The sequence below is a fragment of the Malikia spinosa genome, from assembly GCF_002980625.1.
Taxonomy (GTDB): domain Bacteria; phylum Pseudomonadota; class Gammaproteobacteria; order Burkholderiales; family Burkholderiaceae_C; genus Malikia; species Malikia spinosa.
Window position 1 is genome coordinate 99,963 of sequence record NZ_PVLR01000024.1, and the last position, 15,639, is coordinate 115,601.

Here is a 15,639-nt window from a genome sequence, read left to right on the forward strand (position 1 = left end):
GCTGATGCCGCTGCCGGCGTGCGCTTACGCGAGCGTTCCGGCCAGGAAGTCGGCAAACCGGCTCATCGGCAGCCGGAAGGCGCTGGCCTGGGGATGACCGCCACCGCCAAAGCGCAGCGCGATCGGCGACACATCGAAGCTGCGCAGCGAGCGCAGGCTGACCTTGACGAACTCGGGGCTGTCGATCTTGAACACCACGGCAAAGCTGCCGGTGCGCAGGGCCAGGATGTTGCCGAGTTCGCTGGTGAATTCGCTGACCGCGTTGACCGCCAGCGTCTGGTGCCCGAGCAGCGTGAGCTCGAACGCCCCCTTGGCCACGCTGGCAACCAGGCCTTCGTACTGGCGGCGCAGCGCGCTGCCCTGTTCGATCAGGGCCTGGCGCGCCGCCGGATCATCGGCCTGCAGCCGCAGCGCATGCCAGGCCTGGAAGTCGAAGCCGCGCGTGTCGAGCACCGCCAGCAGCTCGCGGCTGTCGTCGAACTTCCAGTTCCAGAGGTCGCGGTCCTCGATGCGCGCGATCAGATACGGCACGGCCTGGCCTGGGTGGAAATGCTCCCAGGCCAGCCGCGCGCCCGACTTCTGCAGGTCGAACAGCAGCGAGAACTTCGGCCCGCAGCTCAGGCAGCTCAGCTGGTCCTGCGCCGTCTTGTGGTGGTCCAGCAGCGTGATCGAGTCGGCCTGCGTGCGCATCTGTTCGAGCACCGCGGGGGCAAACGAGAAGTCGAGGATGTAGACCTGGCGTCCGCTGACATCGGGTGCCGGGTCGCCATGCTTGCAGGACAGGTAGTCGGCCTGGTCGCCGAGCGCGAGCCAGGCGGCATAGGCGGCGCCGAAGCCGTCCGGGCAGTCGCCGTGGTAAATGACCAGGATGGGGCGCGAGGGGGTGGTGCTCATGGGGGGTATTCAGTGGGTCGGGTGCCGCGATGCGGTGACGCAAGATAACAAAAAACCCGCTTTCCGAGTGGAATCAGCGGGTTATGCGATGTCTTGCGACAGTGTGAGAGGCTAGATTGGAGCGGGTGAAGGGAATCGAACCCTCGTATGAAGCTTGGGAAGCTGCCGTTCTGCCATTGAACTACACCCGCATTCTGTAACCTGCTGATTTTTCAGTAGATTAGGCTGTAAGCCCTTGAAATCCTGACGATTTCTCAAGTGCTTGATTGAAATTGTACCCCAAGGAAGCCCAACCAAAACCAAATACACTTGCTGTCCCGGTGTAGCTTTGGTGTAGCTTTTCTACACCGCCTTCCACCGGCCCTGCGCTTGCGCCGCGCAGGGATTGATGGGAGTGTAGATCATGTTCTTCGACGCACGAAAAGCCAAGCTGCTCAAGCCCGGCGAGCACATGCTCGTTGAAGGCTGTAGCGGCCTGCGACTGGTCGTGTCCGCGTCTCGAAAAAGCTGGACCTACCGCTACAAGACGATCGACGGCAAGATTAAGCAAGTGGCCATCGGCCAGTGGCCGGCGATGTCGGTGCAAAGCGCAGCGGCTGCCTGGCAGGAGCTGCGCACCTTGCGCGACGGCGGGGCAGATCCTGCCGCGCAACGGCGGGCGGCCAAGAAACCTACACCGGCGCCGAAAACCTACACCGTGCGCGAGCTGCTGCAGGACTATGTCGACGGGCATCTGATGACCTCCCGCAAGCCGGAGGGTGCCGAGGCCGCGCGCCGGGCGCTGCAGCGGCTGCTGGACGAGTCGCCAGACTTCGCGGGCATGAGCGCCGCTCTGGTGACTCGGTCCGAGGCTTTCGACATCCTAGATGCCCGCAAGGATCGGCCCACGGCGGCCCAGAAGCTGCGCGCGCTGCTCGGTGCGGCCTGGGACTACGCGCTCGATGCCGGGCGCTTGAACGGCGACGTGCCAAACTGGTGGCGTGCCGTGATGAAGGGCCGGCTCAAGTCGAAAGGGAAGATCGTCGGCGGCCAGCATGTGGGCCAGCAGCGGCGCGTGCTGCGCCAGGACGAAGTGGGTGAGCTGCTAGCGTGGCTGCCGCACATGCACGACATTGGCCGGGATGCGGTGGTCATGTACCTGTGGACATGCACGCGGGGAGTTGAGATTTTTGGAATGAGACCAGAGCACATCAGGCAGGAAGCTGACGGCTGGTGGTGGACGGTCCCGAAAGCGCAGACGAAGAACGCCCGGTTCGAGAAGTCCGAGGACCTACGAGTGCCCCTGATCGGCAGGTCATTGGAAGTGGTGCAGCGCCGCCTGGGCGCCGTGGGAGAGTCGGGCTGGTTGTTCGAGACGGTGCAGAAGGGCGAGGTGAAGCAGTACACCCAGCACTTCTTCAGCACCTACATCTACTCGCTGCAGCCCTACAGCGAGAAGGTCGCGCGTCGCGATGGCGAGGGGCTGGTGATCCCGGTGACGAACTGGACGCCGCACAGCCTGCGCCGGACAGGCCGGACCCTGCTGGCGTCCCTGGGCTGCCCGGATGAAATCGCCGAGGCGATCATGGGGCATATGCCCCAGCACATCGTCGGGGTCTACAACCTGCACTCCTACGATGCCGAACGCAGGCTCTGGCTGGGCAAGCTGGATGAGCTGCTGTCGAGCCTTCATTTCGACTTGCCGGCGCGGCCATAGCCGCAGTCTGGCGCTGGCAGCAGATCTGACACAGGTCTGGATTCGGCCCACTCCTCCAGCTCGCGCACCAGATAGCCAACGCTGCCGTTGGAAATCTTGCGACGCCTCGGGAATTCACCGGCCTTTTCCAGGTTGTCGATCGTGGACTCGGACAGCGCAACGATCATGGCGGCCACGTCTTTCTTGACGACGATGGGTCTGATGTTCACGGCTCCTCCTGTGTGCCATGGCGGCTGAGCTGGCCAACCTGGTCGGAAAAACGTGGCAGGCCCGCCCAGTGCGTCCACTGGTGCTTGGCCTGGTAGACGTTGAGGCAGGCCACGCCGTTGGCCCGGTTGATCAACAGCAGCTTGACGCCGGTTGGCGGCGGCTGGTCGTCGATGTCGATCCAGCAGTGCCCCTGGTCGACCGCGGCAGTGCGGGTCGAGTCGAGCGTGATGGTCATGCCGCGGCTCCTTCCATACCTATTGCCATTTGCGGCGCGCTGGTGTGCATGGGCCGGTACAGCGATTCACCCTTAGCGGCTTGCGCGCCCATGCGGGCCGCCATCACTTCGCTGCGCCCAATGTCGTCAGTCTTGATCTTCCGGGTAGGAGCATCAGCGCCCACGTTCTTCTCGGCGATGTGCCGCTCGATGGCCTGCTCGATTTCAGGTGTGTTGGCGAAGTCGGCCACCAGCTTGCCGATGGAGTGGACCCAGCCCTCGGCGAAAGCATCGCCCATGCGCGTGACTGTCGACTTGCCACCGCGTTCACCGGACACGCCGGCCAGGTGCTCGGCGATCCACTTCTGGCGCGCAGTCTTGCACTTCCGGGCCAGCACGGAAACCGTGTACGCCGCTACCTCTGCCTGACCCTTCTGGCCGATGAAGATGAACTGGCCTTCATTGACGTGCTTGCGAAACACCTTTGGGTAAATCATCCGGCTGATCAGCATCTGGCAGCCAAACGCCTTTCCGACCATTGCCGCCAACGCAGCTTCCCAGTGGGCAGGCTTGTCGCGTGACATCGTGCGGATGCCTGCCGACGACTCGCCGATTTCGACCATGGCCACCTGATGAGCGTCCACGCCGTGCATGCGCATGAGGGCATGGGCTTGGCGCATGGCTGCAGCCGCCTCGTGCGGATTTGGCGAACCGCTGAGTGCCAGGCACTTCTTGATCTTGGCGAGGATCTTTGGGTCGATTTTGCTCATGATGCAACTCCTTCCACGCGCTTGAACTCGAGAACCCAGACCCAGGGATTTGCATTCCAAGAATCGGAACCGTTGATTGACTCCCACAGGTCGTGATACCAGAGCTTGGCCAGCAGGTCGATGCTTGCTTGCTCTGCTCCTTCGATCGGTTTGTCTGGGCAGCCTTCGGACCGCACATCGTCGGCACTGATGTCCTGCAGCCGCTCCACGCGTACGCCGGTGATCTCGAGCGTGATGCGGCTGGCCCAGCGGGGCATGTGGATGCTCGGTCGCCACATCAGGCCGCCGCGCTCTTCCGTCGCCGCATAGTGGATTTGCGTCCAGTCGCAATGGATGGAGCGCGGCGGGCGCGCATCATCGCTGTGCGGTGCAGCCCAAGTCTCGCGCACCCACAGCCGGTCGCCGGGCTGGCCGTAGGGGCAGGCCAAGCGAGCGTCAGGATCTCCGGGATGCCAGCGGCGATGGCCACCGGGCTCTTTCACATGCGCGTTAGCCGTGAGCGTTGCCGCCCGCCGCGTCTGAGTCTTCGTGCCGGCCAGCAGAGCGCGCACCATCTGCGCATCAAACAAGATTGGACGCTCTTTCATCCTGCACCGCCCTTCAGTATTACGACGGTGCGCCCGGATGCGCTGCCGTCCTTGTTCCACTTCGTCCCGCCGTCGTCGTCGGCCATTTCTATCCAGCGCGGGCCGTCGACTATCTCGAGGTCAAACACGCTGACGCCATCGTTTTCCAGCGGGCTCGAGAACGATTCTTTGTCGACACACACGGGCTTCCTGCCGTGTCCCTGTTCTGCCAGTTGGCCCAGCAGCTTGTGCAGCCGTTGAACTGTGATACTCATGCTGTACCTCTTTCAGCGTCATGCTTCCAATGCAGCCACCCCATGTATTCAGTCATGTTGCCGATCAGAACTCGCCTCCCATCGCCAGCACCCATCTTGCTGTCGTCGCTGCCATCCTGGCATTCACGGCAGGCCCGCAGGTAGTCGTTGAGAGCTTCGGCCGCTTTTTCCAAGGCCTTTGCTGCCTTCAGGCCGGCGTCTCGGCGTGCCGCAATCGCCTTCTTCTGCCTGGTTCGATCGCGGTCGCTGATCCAGTCGTCTCCGGTCATCGTGAGCTGTGTGGTCATGCGAACAGATCTCCTTGGCCAGTAGGGCCGATGATGGAGCGGTAGTAAATCGGGCAGCACGTCCATCTCTGGTGGCCTCCAAAATCAAATGGATCACGCCAGACGCTTGGTATCGATGTTTGCACCAGATCGCCTACACAGCCCTGCGTGATTCGGCCATCGTCAATCACGCGGCCATCCTTCAGTCCCCAGCGTTCGTAGCCGATCCGGTCATCGTCCCAGTGATGGGTGACGCGTATCGACCAGTGGAACTTCGACGCGCCCACCGGCTTCAGAAATGAACCGATTGGCGGCAGCATCATGATTTCCCCTTCCGCTTGCTCTCCGTGATCCAGATCGCGCCAAAGTGACAGCCCGTCAGCCGGCCGCAGCTCCTGACCTGGTGCTTGGGTGCGTGTCGCCTGGCCCAGCTGCGCGCGGCATTGGCCACGGTCTTGACGTAGACCGGCGGCATGGTGATGGCGCGCCCGCTCTCAAGCGCCTCGCGGAAATGCCCGTCGTAGCGGCTGACCGCGCCGGCCCGGCCAGTCGGCACCGGGATGTCGCTCAGCTGCAGGTCGTCGAGGTCGATCCGGCTGCCTTGCAGACCGTAGTTGATGATCGCCGCCAGCTCGGTGTCGACTTGGTCGGCATCAGCAGCTGCCCGGCTTGGGGGCGGAGCTTCTGCAGTTTGTTGGGCGGTGGCTTCTTGGGTGCCTTGGACCTGCTCTTGCGCGGTCGGCTGCAGGTGCGCCATCTCGCCCAGGCTTCGCCCGGCGGCATAGTCCTGCTCGCCCGTCAGGTCGTCGAGCTCCTTGCGCAGGATGTGGCGGCCCACTGCCGGCGCAAGCGTCTGTCGGACCTGGGTCGGGCTGGTGTTGAACATGTTGGCCAGCCGATCCGCACCGATGATTAGGTCCCGGTTGACCAGGAACAGGCGCAGGATCTTGATGGCGAGGCTGTTGGGTTTGTAGTCAGATGCCATGGTCATGCTGGGATGAAAATGCCCGCGCTGGCGGGCCTGGTATTGAAGGGGCGATCGATTCGGTTGGGCCTACCGTCTAGATCCGGATCTGGTTCCATCGCGGCGAACTGGGCCCGCCTTGCAGCAGCCGGTTGTTCACGGTCAGGACGGTGGCCTTAATGGCTCCCAGGCTGGCTGTGCGGAAAATCTCGCGGGCCCGGCTGGCCGCCGAAGCGAATGCTTGCGCGGCCTCGCGAGTGATGACGCTGCCGCCGTGACCACATTGCTCGCCTGCGCTGATCGCGCTGCGGATCACCCGCATGGCGGGCGCGTCTTGGTCGTGGCCATCGTGCAGGTGACAGAAGCCAGCCAAGGCCAGCAGGCCCAGCACGCCGCGCAGGGCCCCACGGTCGACCTGGCCCAGGTTCATCCAGGCACGGGTTTCGTCGGCCAGCAGGGCGCTCATCCAGTCCCTTCGCAGCCGTTCGGCCACGCGGTCAGATTCGGATTGCTTGATGCGGTCGATGCCGCTGTCGAGGAAGCGCATCAGGTTCATGCGACCGCCTGCTCGAGTGGGGTCGCGGGTCGCTTGAAATGGAATCCGCTCTTGACCAGGTCAACCCACAGGACGATGCTGCCCACCGTCATCCCGAGCTTGGTGGCCAGCTCGATCTCGATCCGAGCGCCGGCGCTGTGCTCGTGGCCGGGCAGCACCGCCAGCCCGTCGCAGTCGAGCAAGCCTTTGATGTCGGCGCGCATGTGCTGTGCCCAGGGCGCGCTGCGGGGCAAGCCGTTCTCTGCCGGATTCGTCACCCGGTAGCCCAGCTCGCGCAGCTTGGCCGCTGCCATGTGGAACGCCGGGTAATTGCAGTCGGGCAGGCCTGACATCGGACCGGCCAGGTAGAGGTGAGGAAACCCAGTCTGAGGCTGTGGCCCGTAGGGCAGTTCAGGCAGGCCCAAGTCCTGACGCGTTCGTGCCAGGATCTCGAGCGCATAGGACTGCGCCGGGCTGCACGGATGGCTGATGGCCGGGCGAAAGCTGGTCGCAACCGACACGCCGCCGGCGGGGGTATCGGTGAGGGTCAGGGTGATCGATGGCATGGCTCAGGCCTCGAGATCCAAGATGTTGGTCAAGTGCAGTGCTCCCGGCGTCAGCAGCATGCGGTGGTCCCAGTCGTCGACCACGGAGGTGCATCCCAGCCGGTCGGCCAATGCGTCGGCCAGGATGGTCTTGCCAGCCCCCTGCGGTAGACTCAAAATTGATGTCTTTTTGGAAAGTCCATCATGAGCAACCCGCGCGAATCCAACTTCTCCCAGGTCTTCCTGATCTACTGCCTCGACCGGATGCCCGACGGCAGCTATGTCGCCCTCAACCGGTTCTACAAACCCGTAGGCCTGACGAGCACCGACTGGGTCGAATACGAACAGTTTCCCGTTCGCTTCAAGTTCAAACGAGCCCTCTCTGCAAAGCAGATTGCTGCCCTGTCGTGCCATGGAGACACCGCTGCCGAGCGCATATACCTGTACGCTGATGGTTCCGTGCCCACGGCTTCCGCCGCCAACTGGGCGGTTTACGCAAGTCGCCTCGAGCGGCTGGCCGGCTACAAGATCCTGCACGGCGGCGACAACTGATTCATTCTTGTGGTGGGTCATTTGCTGCTGCTCGTGGATTGAAGGGTGGTCGCATGGCCGCGATGGAACAAGCGCGCGTTGCCACGGCGGCTGGGGTGCAGCAGGTGGTCCTGGCAACCTGGCCGCGACATGCTGCTAGCCCAGTCTGGACCGGTGTAGAGCCCGGTCGGACTCGCTGCTACCACTGGCGCGGCGCGCATTATGGGTTGGATCTTCATGGTTTCGGTCCCTGTGAGATGGCGCAAAAAAACCTGCACTGGGGCAAGCAAGTGAGACGTTGTAGGGAGCTAGATGCAGGCCGCAGCCCAGTCGCTGAGCGTGTTGATATGGGGTGTCATGGCGTTTCGTGCTCCGGCCTGTCACGCGCCTTGGCGCGCAGTGCCGGGGGCCGCTTCGGCGGAATCTGGCTGCTTGCCTGGTCGACGCCAGGGCGCTTTGCGGGCCGTTCCGCCGTCTGCGGCGTGGGTGTTGACGGGCTGCTGCCTGGGTGCTGGCTGATCGCCTCTGCCGGTGTCGGGCCAGTGCGACCTGCTGCCCACAGCTGCCCCGCCGCGCTCATCAGCACCAGGCCCATGACGCCGATCAGCAGCGCGCGCGCAGCGGCTAGCGCCGTTGCGCCAGACGCGCCCAGCACGCCGGTGAGCGTCGGGCGGATGCCGCCCTGCAGCGTGGCCAGCTCGGCCTCGAGGGCCTGCAGCCGCTGCTGGCCCGCCAGCGAATCGCGCAGCGCGGCGGCGCCCAGGTGCTGACGCCAGGCGTTGGCCGACTCAGACTGGCGCGCGCCGTTGCTGCGCAGCTGCTCGAGCGTGGTGCGCTGGCTGTCGATCGCGGCGCGCAGGCCGGCAGCTTGCGTGGCCTGCGCAGTCGTAGCCGTGACGTTGACATGCTCGAGCGCACGCTGGGCGGCGAACATTGACAGCACCTCGAATGCCAGCAGGGCCAGGCCCAGCCACAGCAGGCGCCGGCGCAGGCCGGCAAATGCCGCCGGCAGCAAGGCGGCCAGGCCGACCGCGACATGCTCGCTGGTCACCATCAACCAGCCGGCCAGCAGCAGCGGCGCGCGGGCGGTGGAGTCGGGCTCCAGCTGCTCCAGGCCAAGGGCGAAAAACCAGCCGTTGACCACCGCGCAAGCCAGCCCCAGCAGCAGGGCCAGGGCGGCCAAGGCGCGCAGGGTCGCCGGCGGCACGGGTTGGCTGTTCATGGCTGGGCTACTTGGGGGATGTGCGGTGCCAGGACAAGCGCAATGCCGATGCCTGTCGACACCAGAACGACCAGGAAGGCGGCATAGCCGGTCAAGGCGGATGCGATCGACTGCAGGCGGCGTGCGCTGCGGGGCAGGTCGCGGCGGTGGCGGAAAGTCATGGCTGCGTCTCCAGCATGGCGTAGCGCGGCAGCACGGCGGCCGGAACCGCCTCGATGCGGTCGCCTTCCAGGCGGGCCAGCTCCAGGCGCACTGCGGGCGCATCGCGACCGGCCTGGCCGATCGCGTCCTGCAGGTCGGCGGCTATGGCCTGCTCGAATTCGTGGTCGCTCGGGCCGTCGAGCAGTGCTGCGACAGCGAGCAGGCCCATCGTGACGGCGGCCACCAGGATCAGGTGGTTCACGCGGTGGTACACGCGGTTCACGCCACCACCTCGGCGTCGTCCACGCGCTCGACAGATTCGATCGCGCAGCCGGTGATCGCCGCGGCGGCGCGCTGGGCGTGCTCGGCGCTGCTGGCCTTGACCTGGATGATGGGCAGCACGCCGGATTCGGACAACTGGGTGCCGCCGTAGGCGTCCCGTGGGTGGTAGGTGCAGCGGTAGCTGCGGGCAGGCGTGACATTCATGGGTGACTCCTGGGGTGGGTAGAAAAAAGCCCGCCAGTGCGTCGTGGCAGCTGGCGGGCAAAACCCCGTCGTTGCGACAGGGCAGGGAGGTCGGATCGGCGGTGGACGCACCACCCGGGAAACGCCCTGGCGGAACACATATCTCCGCCTGCTGGCCCATCCAGCCGGTCGGCGTCAGGGCATTTCCTGGGTGGTCCCCGTCTCTCCGGGGTGTCTGTGGCCGGTCAGGCGGTCGTTTCGGGCTCGGCCTCGGTAGCCTGCGCGGCCGATTCCACGGCCTGGCCGGCTGCCAGCAGCGTGACCAGGTTGTCTTGGCTGGCGACCTGGATATCGAAGCGCGATTGCGCCGCGTGTCGAACGGCTTGCGCCTGGTTGGCAGCGCGGATCAAGCGCCGGGTCTGGGTGTCTCGGTCGGTGACCAGGTAGATGCGGGTACTCATCGGGGTGATGTCCTCTGGTGGTTGAAAACCTGAGCACCCTCAACCTGAAGGCGCTCAGGTTTTGCCCGTCTTTCCGGGCTGTCACCCATATCTCAAGCGCTTTCAGAGGTGCGCTGTATCCTTTGGTTTGTCACAACTGAAAGGATTCGGGATGATTCTTGAGATCTGCACCAAGAATGGCGCGCTCGTGCGCTCGGTGGAAATCGACGCGCCCCATGTGCCGCGCGTGGGCGAGGTGGTGTATTCGCCTGCGGACGCCGACGACCTGCAGGGCATTGATTCGCTGCTGGTGGTGGACGTGCACCATGTGCTGAGCGAATCACGGCTGACCACCGTCGTGCGCTGCATGGCGCGCGGCGAGCCGACCAGCATGCGACTGGTTGAGCTGCAGGAAGCTGGCTGGCTGCCGTCAACCTAAAGCTGGCTGACCTCGACGATCAGCTGCTTGATTTCTTCCTGGTACTTCATCATCAGCTGCTCGCCGCGCTGATGGTTGATTACCTCCAGGCTCAAGGCGTGCTCTGCTGCGAATGAAGCACCGAGCGCGTTCTTCAGGTGTTCGATGGCCCGCTGCTTGAGCATGGCCTTGTTGAAGCCTTCCGGCTCGTCTCTGACTTGCATGCGTACTCCTTCAGAAAACCCCAGCCCCCTCGATGCCAAGGAAGCTCGGGTTTTCGGCCTACCGGTTTCGTTTCTGTCCAGCCCACCTACTATTTCTGATGGGCTTCCATGGTCCGACCTGTCAGGCCTGTGCCTGTCGTTACCACGCCACGACAGGTGTGTGCTGCCTTGCTGCGACAGTTCCTGCGGCTTCATTGCCGCTCACATCACCGAAATGACTAGGTATCGTTTGGCTTCCACCAGCTGCCGGTCTGCTTGAATGGCTGCGCGCAGCTGTGCTTCGCACGCCAGCTGCTCGTTAAAGTCCATGCCGTGCGTGTCCAGTGTCAGAAACAGCGCTGGCCCGGTCTCTTCCTGCTCGATGCTGATATCGAGGCTCAAGCGCTGCGCAGCTTGGAAGGCCTGGGTCGTCATGTCACAGATACGCTGCACCGCATCCAGATCGACTGCTGGAATTTGCAGCTTGATTTTTTGGGTCAGCTCGAAAGAAAACTGGCTCATGGGCGTGCTTGTCCTCGCTTGGTTGGAAAACCCCAGCGCCCTCAATGCAAAGACGCTCGGGTTTTCGGCCTGCCGGTTTCGCCCTTCGCGCCTGTCCGTGTGTTGCCACGGACCTGCACTACCTGGTGCGACCTGTCGGGCCTGGTGCCCAGGATTACCCGCCATCCTGGGCGTCCACAGGCTCTTCGAACTTCCTGTGCGACTGGCGTCCTTTGCAGGACAGCCCCGACATGTGACACGCCGCAGGATCGCTACGGGCGTGCCGGACTCATGGCCGGGCTGTTTTCGGCCCTTCATCCGCTGGCCGGTGTGTGGGAGCGGGGCCTCATCTCACGACTGCGCCCAAGTAATCCCGTCTGTTCTGTGACTTTTGAAAGATCCGTTCAGGCTGCCCAGTCGCATGGCTTGCTGCGCACTGGGCGGTTTCGGCGCTACACATTGCCTATGCGCCGAAACCTGCCTGCTGGGCTGTACGTCGATCCGTTGGCCCTTGCCGCTGGCTTTCGCTGCGGCATGGGATAAATTAAACACCACGTTTAATAATATGTCAACGCTACGTTTACACGCTGTGTGTAAATTTTTCCGGAAATCTTTACCCACTTACTTCAATGCCTGGCGCTGGGCGGGAGGAGGCTGGCCTGCTGAGTCCGAAAAATTTGCAGGGGCATGACGGTGAACGGGATGGGTGGTCATCCTGCGGGCTTGTTCTGGTGTTGACAGTAACCACCGCTGGGTTATCATGACCACCATGAACAGCAAGCAAGTCATCAAGCAACTGGAGGCCGACGGCTGGTATTTGGCCCGCGTGAAGGGCTCACATCACCAGTTCAAGCACCCCAGCAAGCCAGGCTTGGTGACGGTCAAGCACCCAGACGGCGACATACCGACGCCCACGCTGTACAGCATTCAGCGCCAGGCCGGATGGCGCAAGTAACAGGAGCCGAACACCATGAAATTCACCGTAGTTCTTCACACCGATGACGGTCAACGCTACGGCGTGACCGTGCCTGACCTGCCGGGCTGTTTCTCGGGCGGCGACAGCTTGGATGAAGCGCTGGACAGCGTGCTGGAGGCGATCGACCTGCACGTCGAAACGCTGCTCGAGGATGGAGAATCGCTGCCTGCCCGTCAGCCGCTCGCAGTCCATCAATCCAACCCGGACTATGCGGGAGGTGTCTGGGCCGTGGTGGATGCCCCGGTCGAGAAGTACTTCGGCCCCGCCGACAAGATCAACATCACGGTGCCGCGTTTGATCCTGGCCCGGATTGACGACTACGCCAAGCGCCACGGCATGAGTCGCAGCGGCTTCCTGGTCGAGGCAGCGCGCACGGCCATGCACGCCTAACCAGGCCAAAAAAAACCGCCCGAAGGCGGTTGGATGAGTTTGAAAGCTGAAGGCCTGCTCAGTCTGTGTTCGGTGACGCGGCGGCGATGGGATGGCCCGCCTGGTCCAGAATCTCTTGCACGCGTTGCATCCACTCGGTGCTGGTCATCTGCAGGTTCGGGGAAGCGGTTGCGATGTGACCCAGAATCGACCGGCACATCTCGACCAGCGCTGCGGTTGGCATCACCAGCTCGCAGCGCACGCGATGTTTTTCGTGGTCATGGTGCTCTTGCGGCGGAGTCGTCATCACGTCATAAAAATGAACCCGACTGTTGGGAAATCCCAGCAACATCTGGGCGATCCCCTCCACATAAATGGTGGGCACATCTTGTGGGATCACGAGGCTCAACGGGCGCGGAGTAGCTTTGGATGTGGTCATGACTTAGCAAAGAAAGTGTGGACGGTTGTGTGCATGGAGCTGCCTATGTCGGAGCTCTTGATCCGCAGCCACGCGCCGAACGTGGGTTGCTCCATAGAAATCTGTTTCAGTGATTGGTTGCTCGCAAGGCTCTGCGCTGGCTCGTCAATGACCATGTGGTAGGAAGGCGTGCCATCGTCGAAACCGACATATTGGGCTTCTTCCTCGAACGCGGGGACCAGGCGATTGGCATGCTTGGGGTGGTAGGTCTCCTTGAGCATGGTCACCAGAGACACGAAGCGCACCTGAAGGCCGGTGTCGAACGCCTTGCTGAGTTGAAAAAGTGTTTGCAGCGAGAGGCGCCCATAGTCAGGGTTCTCCAGCCGGGATACCACGGCCTGGGTAGTGCCCAGGCGTCGCGCCAGTTCGCCCTGAGACCAGCCGCGCTGCTGGCGAATGGCGCGGATCTGGTGGGACAGCGCAGTCGTGACTTCTGCCTGCACATAAGCATCGCGTGCCTCGGTGCTATTGACCATCTTCCGGAAAGTTCGCTCCATCGACCTGGAGAGCAGCAGTCGTTGCTTGACCAGACCGGATCTGCTCCATTCTGGTGTGGGCGGTATTGAAGGCACTCGCCGGCTTGTAGACCTTGTCCTTGTGGTTGCAGATGACAAGAATGACAAAGGTGCCGGCGGCATCATCGAAGTAGCCGAGCGCGCGCTCCTGTCGCCGGAACGCTTGGTATCGGATTTCGTAGAGCGGGTCTTCATTTTTCAGCTTCTTTCCGTGTGGTTCGTCCCATTGCTTCTTGGGCGAGACTGCCAAGTGCATGACGGCTCGTTCGAACATGGTTTGTCCGTAGATGTCATAGCCGTCTATCGCATCTTGTACGTCATTGCGCCCAGTGGGCGAGACATACGTTTGGAACTTCCATTGGAGCATACCAAATTTGCAATGTGTGTCTAGATCGTGGGGGCTTGGCAGAGGCTGGAAGCCCCTTGACGCTCCGACGGGCTTCGTGGTCGCGCCATGGAGTGAGCAAAGGTCACCGCCTGATCGCCCCGCGCCGCACCCGGCCGGCCACCAGCTGGATGCGCAAGATCTCAGCCAGCGGGATGGTCAGCGGGCCGAAGTGGTTGTTGATCGACAGCAGTTGCACCTCGCCGTCGCGCGCCCAGTTGAGCTCCTTGAGCAGCTTGCGGCCGTCGTGCAGGGCCACCACCACATCATCACCGGGTTGGGCTTCGAGGCTGGGCTCTACCACCACGAACTCGCCCGCCCGATAGCGTGGGTGCATGGAATCGCCGCGCACGCGCAGCGCGTAGGCACACGGATCGCTGGTGGGGTAGTCCACCACGCCCTCGCCATGACCGACCGGGTAGTCCAGCTCGGTCAGGTAGCCGTCGTCGCCGCCCTTGACCTCGCCGACGACGGGGATCTCGCGCGTAGGCTTTACGGCTGGTCCCGCTTCCACGTTGGGCTCCACTCTGCGGCCTTCCGGCAGCATATCTCCTTCGCCGCTCTCCAGCCAGCGGGGGTCTATGCCGAACAGCTTGTTGGCCTTCAGGATGCCCTGCTTCGATATTCCGCGACTTTTCCAGTTTGTGATGGTGGCTGCGCTCTCACCCAGGAACTGAGCTGCCTTCCCTGGCTCTTTGTAGCCGTCTATTTTTGCCAGCTCAACCAGAGCATCAAAGAGGCGTTTTGTCGTCGCATGCATCCCTGTATTTTTCAACATAATGTTTAAACATGACGTTGACTTAAAGGTAAACATGATGTTTAATGTGCTCCATGAAAGACGCCGAAACCATAAAGTCTCTTGGGGGACCGACAGCAGTCGCCAGGCTTCTCGGTCTAGAAATGCCGGACGGATCACGTCGCGTCCACAACTGGATCAAGCGTGGGATACCGGCGGCCATCAAGGTAAAGCACCCGGAAATATTCCTGAAGGCATACGACCACCCGTCAGCCTTCAGCGATGTCATGCCGCTTCACCCAACCCCGGCTGGCTCGGATATCGAAACGGCTGCGGCCGGGAAGGGGGCGTGAGATGAAGCCGAAGAAGGTTATCGCATGGCGACGCCGAGCTGCGGCTGCCGAGGCGCTGGCTCGTGAGGCGCAGCTGACCGCGCGCTCTGTCGAGTTCCAAAAGGTCGTGGCAGAGGCTTTGCTGAGAGAGCTGCACGGCTTGCGTTTTGAAGTCGAGGTCCTGCGCGACGATCTCAGGCATCGCACCATGATAGGCGGGATGGTGTTTCCTATCACCTCGGCGGGTGCGACTCGTCCTGCTGATGACGGAGTGTCGCAATGACGCTGGCAACCCCCTCGAGCTCCTCCAGGGCCAATTTGGCCAATTCGTCCCAGCGTTGCCTCCTGAAGACTTCGACCTCCTCGGCGGTCATGTCTCTCGTCATGGCTCTGGCCATCTCTATTCTGCGCTTGCCAATTTCTGCTGCAAGCAAGAGTTCTTCTGTCGTGAATTTCATGGGTCGGTCCTTTTCTGGTGAACGTTGGCAGAGTGAGAACTCCAATGGTAGCCGACTGGACCGACCCGCCATTTTTCCGGCCACGGCCGGGCAGGGGGCGTGATGTTGAAGTCCATGCGCGCAGTGGACCTGCTGGCTGACGAGCTACCCGACCGCCATGCGCTGAAGATCCAGATCGACACCGACCAGGCGCTCGCTGACCTGGATCTACTTGCCAAGACGGCCGCGCGATCGCCGCAGCTTCGCCAGCGATTGCTCGACCTTGGCGATCTCGGCGCGTATCTGCGTTTTGCCCAGGTCGAACTCGCTGCCGCAGAACCGGCAAGGCAGCTTCTATACCGCCTGGAGCTTTGCGGCCGTCTCGATGATCTTGTGCTGGCAGTGCGAGCAGGGAGTGTGAGATGACACCCACCCTTACCCCCGAGCAGGACCATGCTTTGACGCTGGTACGGGAATGCTTCGGCGGTTTGTCCGATGAGTTCCTGCGCTTCTGCCGTTTCCTGGTGGAGCACAAGCAGGGGCAGGAGTGGAAGG

The 15,639-nt window shown here is 62.9% G+C and carries 32 protein-coding genes and 1 tRNA gene; 8 read left to right on the forward strand and 25 right to left on the reverse strand.

Annotated elements, in window-relative coordinates; translation table 11 throughout:
• Nucleotides 1-24 precede the first annotated feature (24 nt).
• Together C6P61_RS09555 and C6P61_RS09560 are read right to left on the reverse strand one after the other, a co-directional pair.
• Nucleotides 25-894: a DHH family phosphoesterase gene (locus C6P61_RS09555; RefSeq protein WP_105729697.1), complete on the reverse strand. Its 870-nt coding sequence runs from the start codon at nucleotides 892-894 to the stop codon at nucleotides 25-27.
• Between the two features lie 117 nt (nucleotides 895-1,011).
• Nucleotides 1,012-1,085: transfer RNA gene (locus tag C6P61_RS09560), tRNA-Gly, on the reverse strand.
• A 212-nt stretch (nucleotides 1,086-1,297) separates the two neighbouring features.
• On the opposite strand from C6P61_RS09560, the gene C6P61_RS09565 reads away from it, so the two are divergent.
• A complete protein-coding gene (locus tag C6P61_RS09565) occupies nucleotides 1,298-2,590 on the forward strand; it encodes a tyrosine-type recombinase/integrase (protein ID WP_105729698.1) in 1,293 nt (430 codons plus the stop codon).
• Here C6P61_RS09565 and C6P61_RS09570 read toward each other — a convergent pair.
• The 11 genes from C6P61_RS09570 to C6P61_RS17955 form a co-directional block, all read right to left on the reverse strand.
• Nucleotides 2,563-2,799 (reverse strand): helix-turn-helix transcriptional regulator, encoded by a 237-nt coding sequence (locus C6P61_RS09570; RefSeq protein ID WP_244908860.1) that lies wholly within the window; start codon nucleotides 2,797-2,799, stop codon nucleotides 2,563-2,565. The two genes, C6P61_RS09565 and C6P61_RS09570, sit on opposite strands and share 28 nt — an antisense overlap.
• The gene (locus C6P61_RS09575; protein WP_105729699.1) at nucleotides 2,796-3,035 is read right to left on the reverse strand and encodes a hypothetical protein; all 240 of its coding nucleotides are present in this window, start codon (nucleotides 3,033-3,035) and stop codon (nucleotides 2,796-2,798) included. Before C6P61_RS09575 ends, C6P61_RS09570 begins: the two co-directional genes overlap by 4 nt.
• Nucleotides 3,032-3,784, reverse strand: coding sequence for a DUF2786 domain-containing protein (locus C6P61_RS09580; RefSeq protein WP_105729700.1), 753 nt, complete (start codon nucleotides 3,782-3,784; stop codon nucleotides 3,032-3,034). The genes C6P61_RS09575 and C6P61_RS09580 overlap by 4 nt, the downstream gene beginning before the upstream one ends.
• Entirely contained in the window at nucleotides 3,781-4,371 is a 591-nt protein-coding gene (locus C6P61_RS09585) for a hypothetical protein (protein WP_105729701.1), read from the reverse strand. Before C6P61_RS09585 ends, C6P61_RS09580 begins: the two co-directional genes overlap by 4 nt.
• Entirely contained in the window at nucleotides 4,368-4,625 is a 258-nt protein-coding gene (locus tag C6P61_RS09590) for a hypothetical protein (protein WP_105729702.1), read from the reverse strand. Before C6P61_RS09590 ends, C6P61_RS09585 begins: the two co-directional genes overlap by 4 nt.
• Nucleotides 4,622-4,912, reverse strand: coding sequence for a hypothetical protein (locus C6P61_RS09595; RefSeq protein ID WP_105729703.1), 291 nt, complete (start codon nucleotides 4,910-4,912; stop codon nucleotides 4,622-4,624). Before C6P61_RS09595 ends, C6P61_RS09590 begins: the two co-directional genes overlap by 4 nt.
• The gene (locus C6P61_RS17670) at nucleotides 4,909-5,214 is read right to left on the reverse strand and encodes a hypothetical protein (RefSeq protein ID WP_146115015.1); all 306 of its coding nucleotides are present in this window, start codon (nucleotides 5,212-5,214) and stop codon (nucleotides 4,909-4,911) included. The genes C6P61_RS09595 and C6P61_RS17670 overlap by 4 nt, the downstream gene beginning before the upstream one ends.
• Nucleotides 5,211-5,876, reverse strand: coding sequence for a hypothetical protein (locus C6P61_RS09600; RefSeq protein WP_146115016.1), 666 nt, complete (start codon nucleotides 5,874-5,876; stop codon nucleotides 5,211-5,213). The genes C6P61_RS17670 and C6P61_RS09600 overlap by 4 nt, the downstream gene beginning before the upstream one ends.
• Before the next feature lie 76 nt (nucleotides 5,877-5,952).
• Entirely contained in the window at nucleotides 5,953-6,411 is a 459-nt protein-coding gene (locus C6P61_RS09605) for a hypothetical protein (RefSeq protein ID WP_105729705.1), read from the reverse strand.
• Nucleotides 6,408-6,956, reverse strand: coding sequence for a DUF4406 domain-containing protein (locus C6P61_RS09610; RefSeq protein ID WP_105729706.1), 549 nt, complete (start codon nucleotides 6,954-6,956; stop codon nucleotides 6,408-6,410). Before C6P61_RS09610 ends, C6P61_RS09605 begins: the two co-directional genes overlap by 4 nt.
• Before the next feature lie 3 nt (nucleotides 6,957-6,959).
• A complete protein-coding gene (locus C6P61_RS17955) occupies nucleotides 6,960-7,112 on the reverse strand; it encodes a hypothetical protein (RefSeq protein WP_170067358.1) in 153 nt (50 codons plus the stop codon).
• Between the two features lie 27 nt (nucleotides 7,113-7,139).
• Here C6P61_RS17955 and C6P61_RS09615 point away from each other — a divergent pair, with 27 nt between their 5' ends.
• Nucleotides 7,140-7,487, forward strand: coding sequence for a hypothetical protein (locus tag C6P61_RS09615; protein WP_105729707.1), 348 nt, complete (start codon nucleotides 7,140-7,142; stop codon nucleotides 7,485-7,487).
• A 334-nt stretch (nucleotides 7,488-7,821) separates the two neighbouring features.
• On the opposite strand, the gene C6P61_RS09620 is transcribed toward C6P61_RS09615, so the two are convergent.
• The 5 genes from C6P61_RS09620 to C6P61_RS09635 all read right to left on the reverse strand — a co-directional run bounded on the left by C6P61_RS09620 (nucleotide 7,822) and on the right by C6P61_RS09635 (nucleotide 9,755).
• Nucleotides 7,822-8,688 (reverse strand): hypothetical protein, encoded by an 867-nt coding sequence (locus C6P61_RS09620; RefSeq protein ID WP_105729708.1) that lies wholly within the window; start codon nucleotides 8,686-8,688, stop codon nucleotides 7,822-7,824.
• Entirely contained in the window at nucleotides 8,685-8,849 is a 165-nt protein-coding gene (locus C6P61_RS17960; RefSeq protein ID WP_170067359.1) for a hypothetical protein, read from the reverse strand. The genes C6P61_RS09620 and C6P61_RS17960 overlap by 4 nt, the downstream gene beginning before the upstream one ends.
• Nucleotides 8,846-9,112, reverse strand: coding sequence for a hypothetical protein (locus tag C6P61_RS09625; protein ID WP_105729709.1), 267 nt, complete (start codon nucleotides 9,110-9,112; stop codon nucleotides 8,846-8,848). Before C6P61_RS09625 ends, C6P61_RS17960 begins: the two co-directional genes overlap by 4 nt.
• On the reverse strand, nucleotides 9,109-9,315 hold the full coding sequence (locus tag C6P61_RS09630) for a hypothetical protein (protein ID WP_105729710.1): 207 nt from the start codon (nucleotides 9,313-9,315) through the stop codon (nucleotides 9,109-9,111). Before C6P61_RS09630 ends, C6P61_RS09625 begins: the two co-directional genes overlap by 4 nt.
• A gap of 224 nt (nucleotides 9,316-9,539) precedes the next feature.
• Nucleotides 9,540-9,755 carry a hypothetical protein gene (locus tag C6P61_RS09635; RefSeq protein ID WP_105729711.1) on the reverse strand — a complete coding sequence of 72 codons (216 nt, stop codon included), beginning with the start codon at nucleotides 9,753-9,755 and terminating at the stop codon, nucleotides 9,540-9,542.
• A gap of 151 nt (nucleotides 9,756-9,906) precedes the next feature.
• Between C6P61_RS09635 and C6P61_RS09640 the strand changes: the two genes are divergently transcribed.
• Nucleotides 9,907-10,173 (forward strand): hypothetical protein, encoded by a 267-nt coding sequence (locus C6P61_RS09640; protein WP_105729712.1) that lies wholly within the window; start codon nucleotides 9,907-9,909, stop codon nucleotides 10,171-10,173.
• Here C6P61_RS09640 and C6P61_RS09645 read toward each other — a convergent pair.
• Together C6P61_RS09645 and C6P61_RS09650 are read right to left on the reverse strand one after the other, a co-directional pair.
• A complete protein-coding gene (locus C6P61_RS09645; RefSeq protein ID WP_105729713.1) occupies nucleotides 10,170-10,376 on the reverse strand; it encodes a hypothetical protein in 207 nt (68 codons plus the stop codon). The genes C6P61_RS09640 and C6P61_RS09645 overlap by 4 nt on opposite strands.
• Before the next feature lie 201 nt (nucleotides 10,377-10,577).
• Nucleotides 10,578-10,877, reverse strand: coding sequence for a hypothetical protein (locus tag C6P61_RS09650; RefSeq protein WP_105729714.1), 300 nt, complete (start codon nucleotides 10,875-10,877; stop codon nucleotides 10,578-10,580).
• Between the two features lie 748 nt (nucleotides 10,878-11,625).
• Here C6P61_RS09650 and C6P61_RS09655 point away from each other — a divergent pair.
• Both C6P61_RS09655 and C6P61_RS09660 read left to right on the forward strand, forming a co-directional pair.
• On the forward strand, nucleotides 11,626-11,811 hold the full coding sequence (locus C6P61_RS09655; RefSeq protein WP_105729715.1) for a type II toxin-antitoxin system HicA family toxin: 186 nt from the start codon (nucleotides 11,626-11,628) through the stop codon (nucleotides 11,809-11,811).
• A 15-nt stretch (nucleotides 11,812-11,826) separates the two neighbouring features.
• On the forward strand, nucleotides 11,827-12,222 hold the full coding sequence (locus tag C6P61_RS09660) for a type II toxin-antitoxin system HicB family antitoxin (protein WP_105729716.1): 396 nt from the start codon (nucleotides 11,827-11,829) through the stop codon (nucleotides 12,220-12,222).
• A gap of 58 nt (nucleotides 12,223-12,280) precedes the next feature.
• Here C6P61_RS09660 and C6P61_RS09665 read toward each other — a convergent pair whose 3' ends face one another.
• From C6P61_RS09665 to C6P61_RS09680, 4 genes are all read right to left on the reverse strand, one after another.
• On the reverse strand, nucleotides 12,281-12,610 hold the full coding sequence (locus tag C6P61_RS09665) for a hypothetical protein (RefSeq protein WP_170067361.1): 330 nt from the start codon (nucleotides 12,608-12,610) through the stop codon (nucleotides 12,281-12,283).
• A gap of 26 nt (nucleotides 12,611-12,636) precedes the next feature.
• A complete protein-coding gene (locus tag C6P61_RS09670; RefSeq protein ID WP_105729718.1) occupies nucleotides 12,637-13,155 on the reverse strand; it encodes a helix-turn-helix domain-containing protein in 519 nt (172 codons plus the stop codon).
• Nucleotides 13,145-13,468 carry a hypothetical protein gene (locus tag C6P61_RS09675; protein WP_146115017.1) on the reverse strand — a complete coding sequence of 108 codons (324 nt, stop codon included), beginning with the start codon at nucleotides 13,466-13,468 and terminating at the stop codon, nucleotides 13,145-13,147. The genes C6P61_RS09670 and C6P61_RS09675 overlap by 11 nt, the downstream gene beginning before the upstream one ends.
• A 196-nt stretch (nucleotides 13,469-13,664) precedes the next feature.
• Nucleotides 13,665-14,357 carry a S24 family peptidase gene (locus C6P61_RS09680; protein WP_170067362.1) on the reverse strand — a complete coding sequence of 231 codons (693 nt, stop codon included), beginning with the start codon at nucleotides 14,355-14,357 and terminating at the stop codon, nucleotides 13,665-13,667.
• A 53-nt stretch (nucleotides 14,358-14,410) separates the two neighbouring features.
• On the opposite strand from C6P61_RS09680, the gene C6P61_RS17965 reads away from it, so the two are divergent.
• Together C6P61_RS17965 and C6P61_RS17680 are read left to right on the forward strand one after the other, a co-directional pair.
• Nucleotides 14,411-14,668 carry a hypothetical protein gene (locus C6P61_RS17965; RefSeq protein WP_170067356.1) on the forward strand — a complete coding sequence of 86 codons (258 nt, stop codon included), beginning with the start codon at nucleotides 14,411-14,413 and terminating at the stop codon, nucleotides 14,666-14,668.
• A 1-nt stretch (nucleotide 14,669) separates the two neighbouring features.
• Entirely contained in the window at nucleotides 14,670-14,930 is a 261-nt protein-coding gene (locus tag C6P61_RS17680) for a hypothetical protein (protein ID WP_146115018.1), read from the forward strand.
• Here the strand turns inward: C6P61_RS17680 and C6P61_RS09690 are convergent.
• Nucleotides 14,881-15,105 carry a hypothetical protein gene (locus tag C6P61_RS09690; protein WP_105729722.1) on the reverse strand — a complete coding sequence of 75 codons (225 nt, stop codon included), beginning with the start codon at nucleotides 15,103-15,105 and terminating at the stop codon, nucleotides 14,881-14,883. The genes C6P61_RS17680 and C6P61_RS09690 overlap by 50 nt on opposite strands.
• A gap of 102 nt (nucleotides 15,106-15,207) precedes the next feature.
• Here C6P61_RS09690 and C6P61_RS09695 point away from each other — a divergent pair, with 102 nt between their 5' ends.
• Complete coding sequence (locus tag C6P61_RS09695) at nucleotides 15,208-15,510, forward strand: hypothetical protein (protein ID WP_105729723.1); 303 nt, start codon at nucleotides 15,208-15,210, stop codon at nucleotides 15,508-15,510.
• The last annotated feature ends 129 nt before the right edge of the window (nucleotides 15,511-15,639 follow it).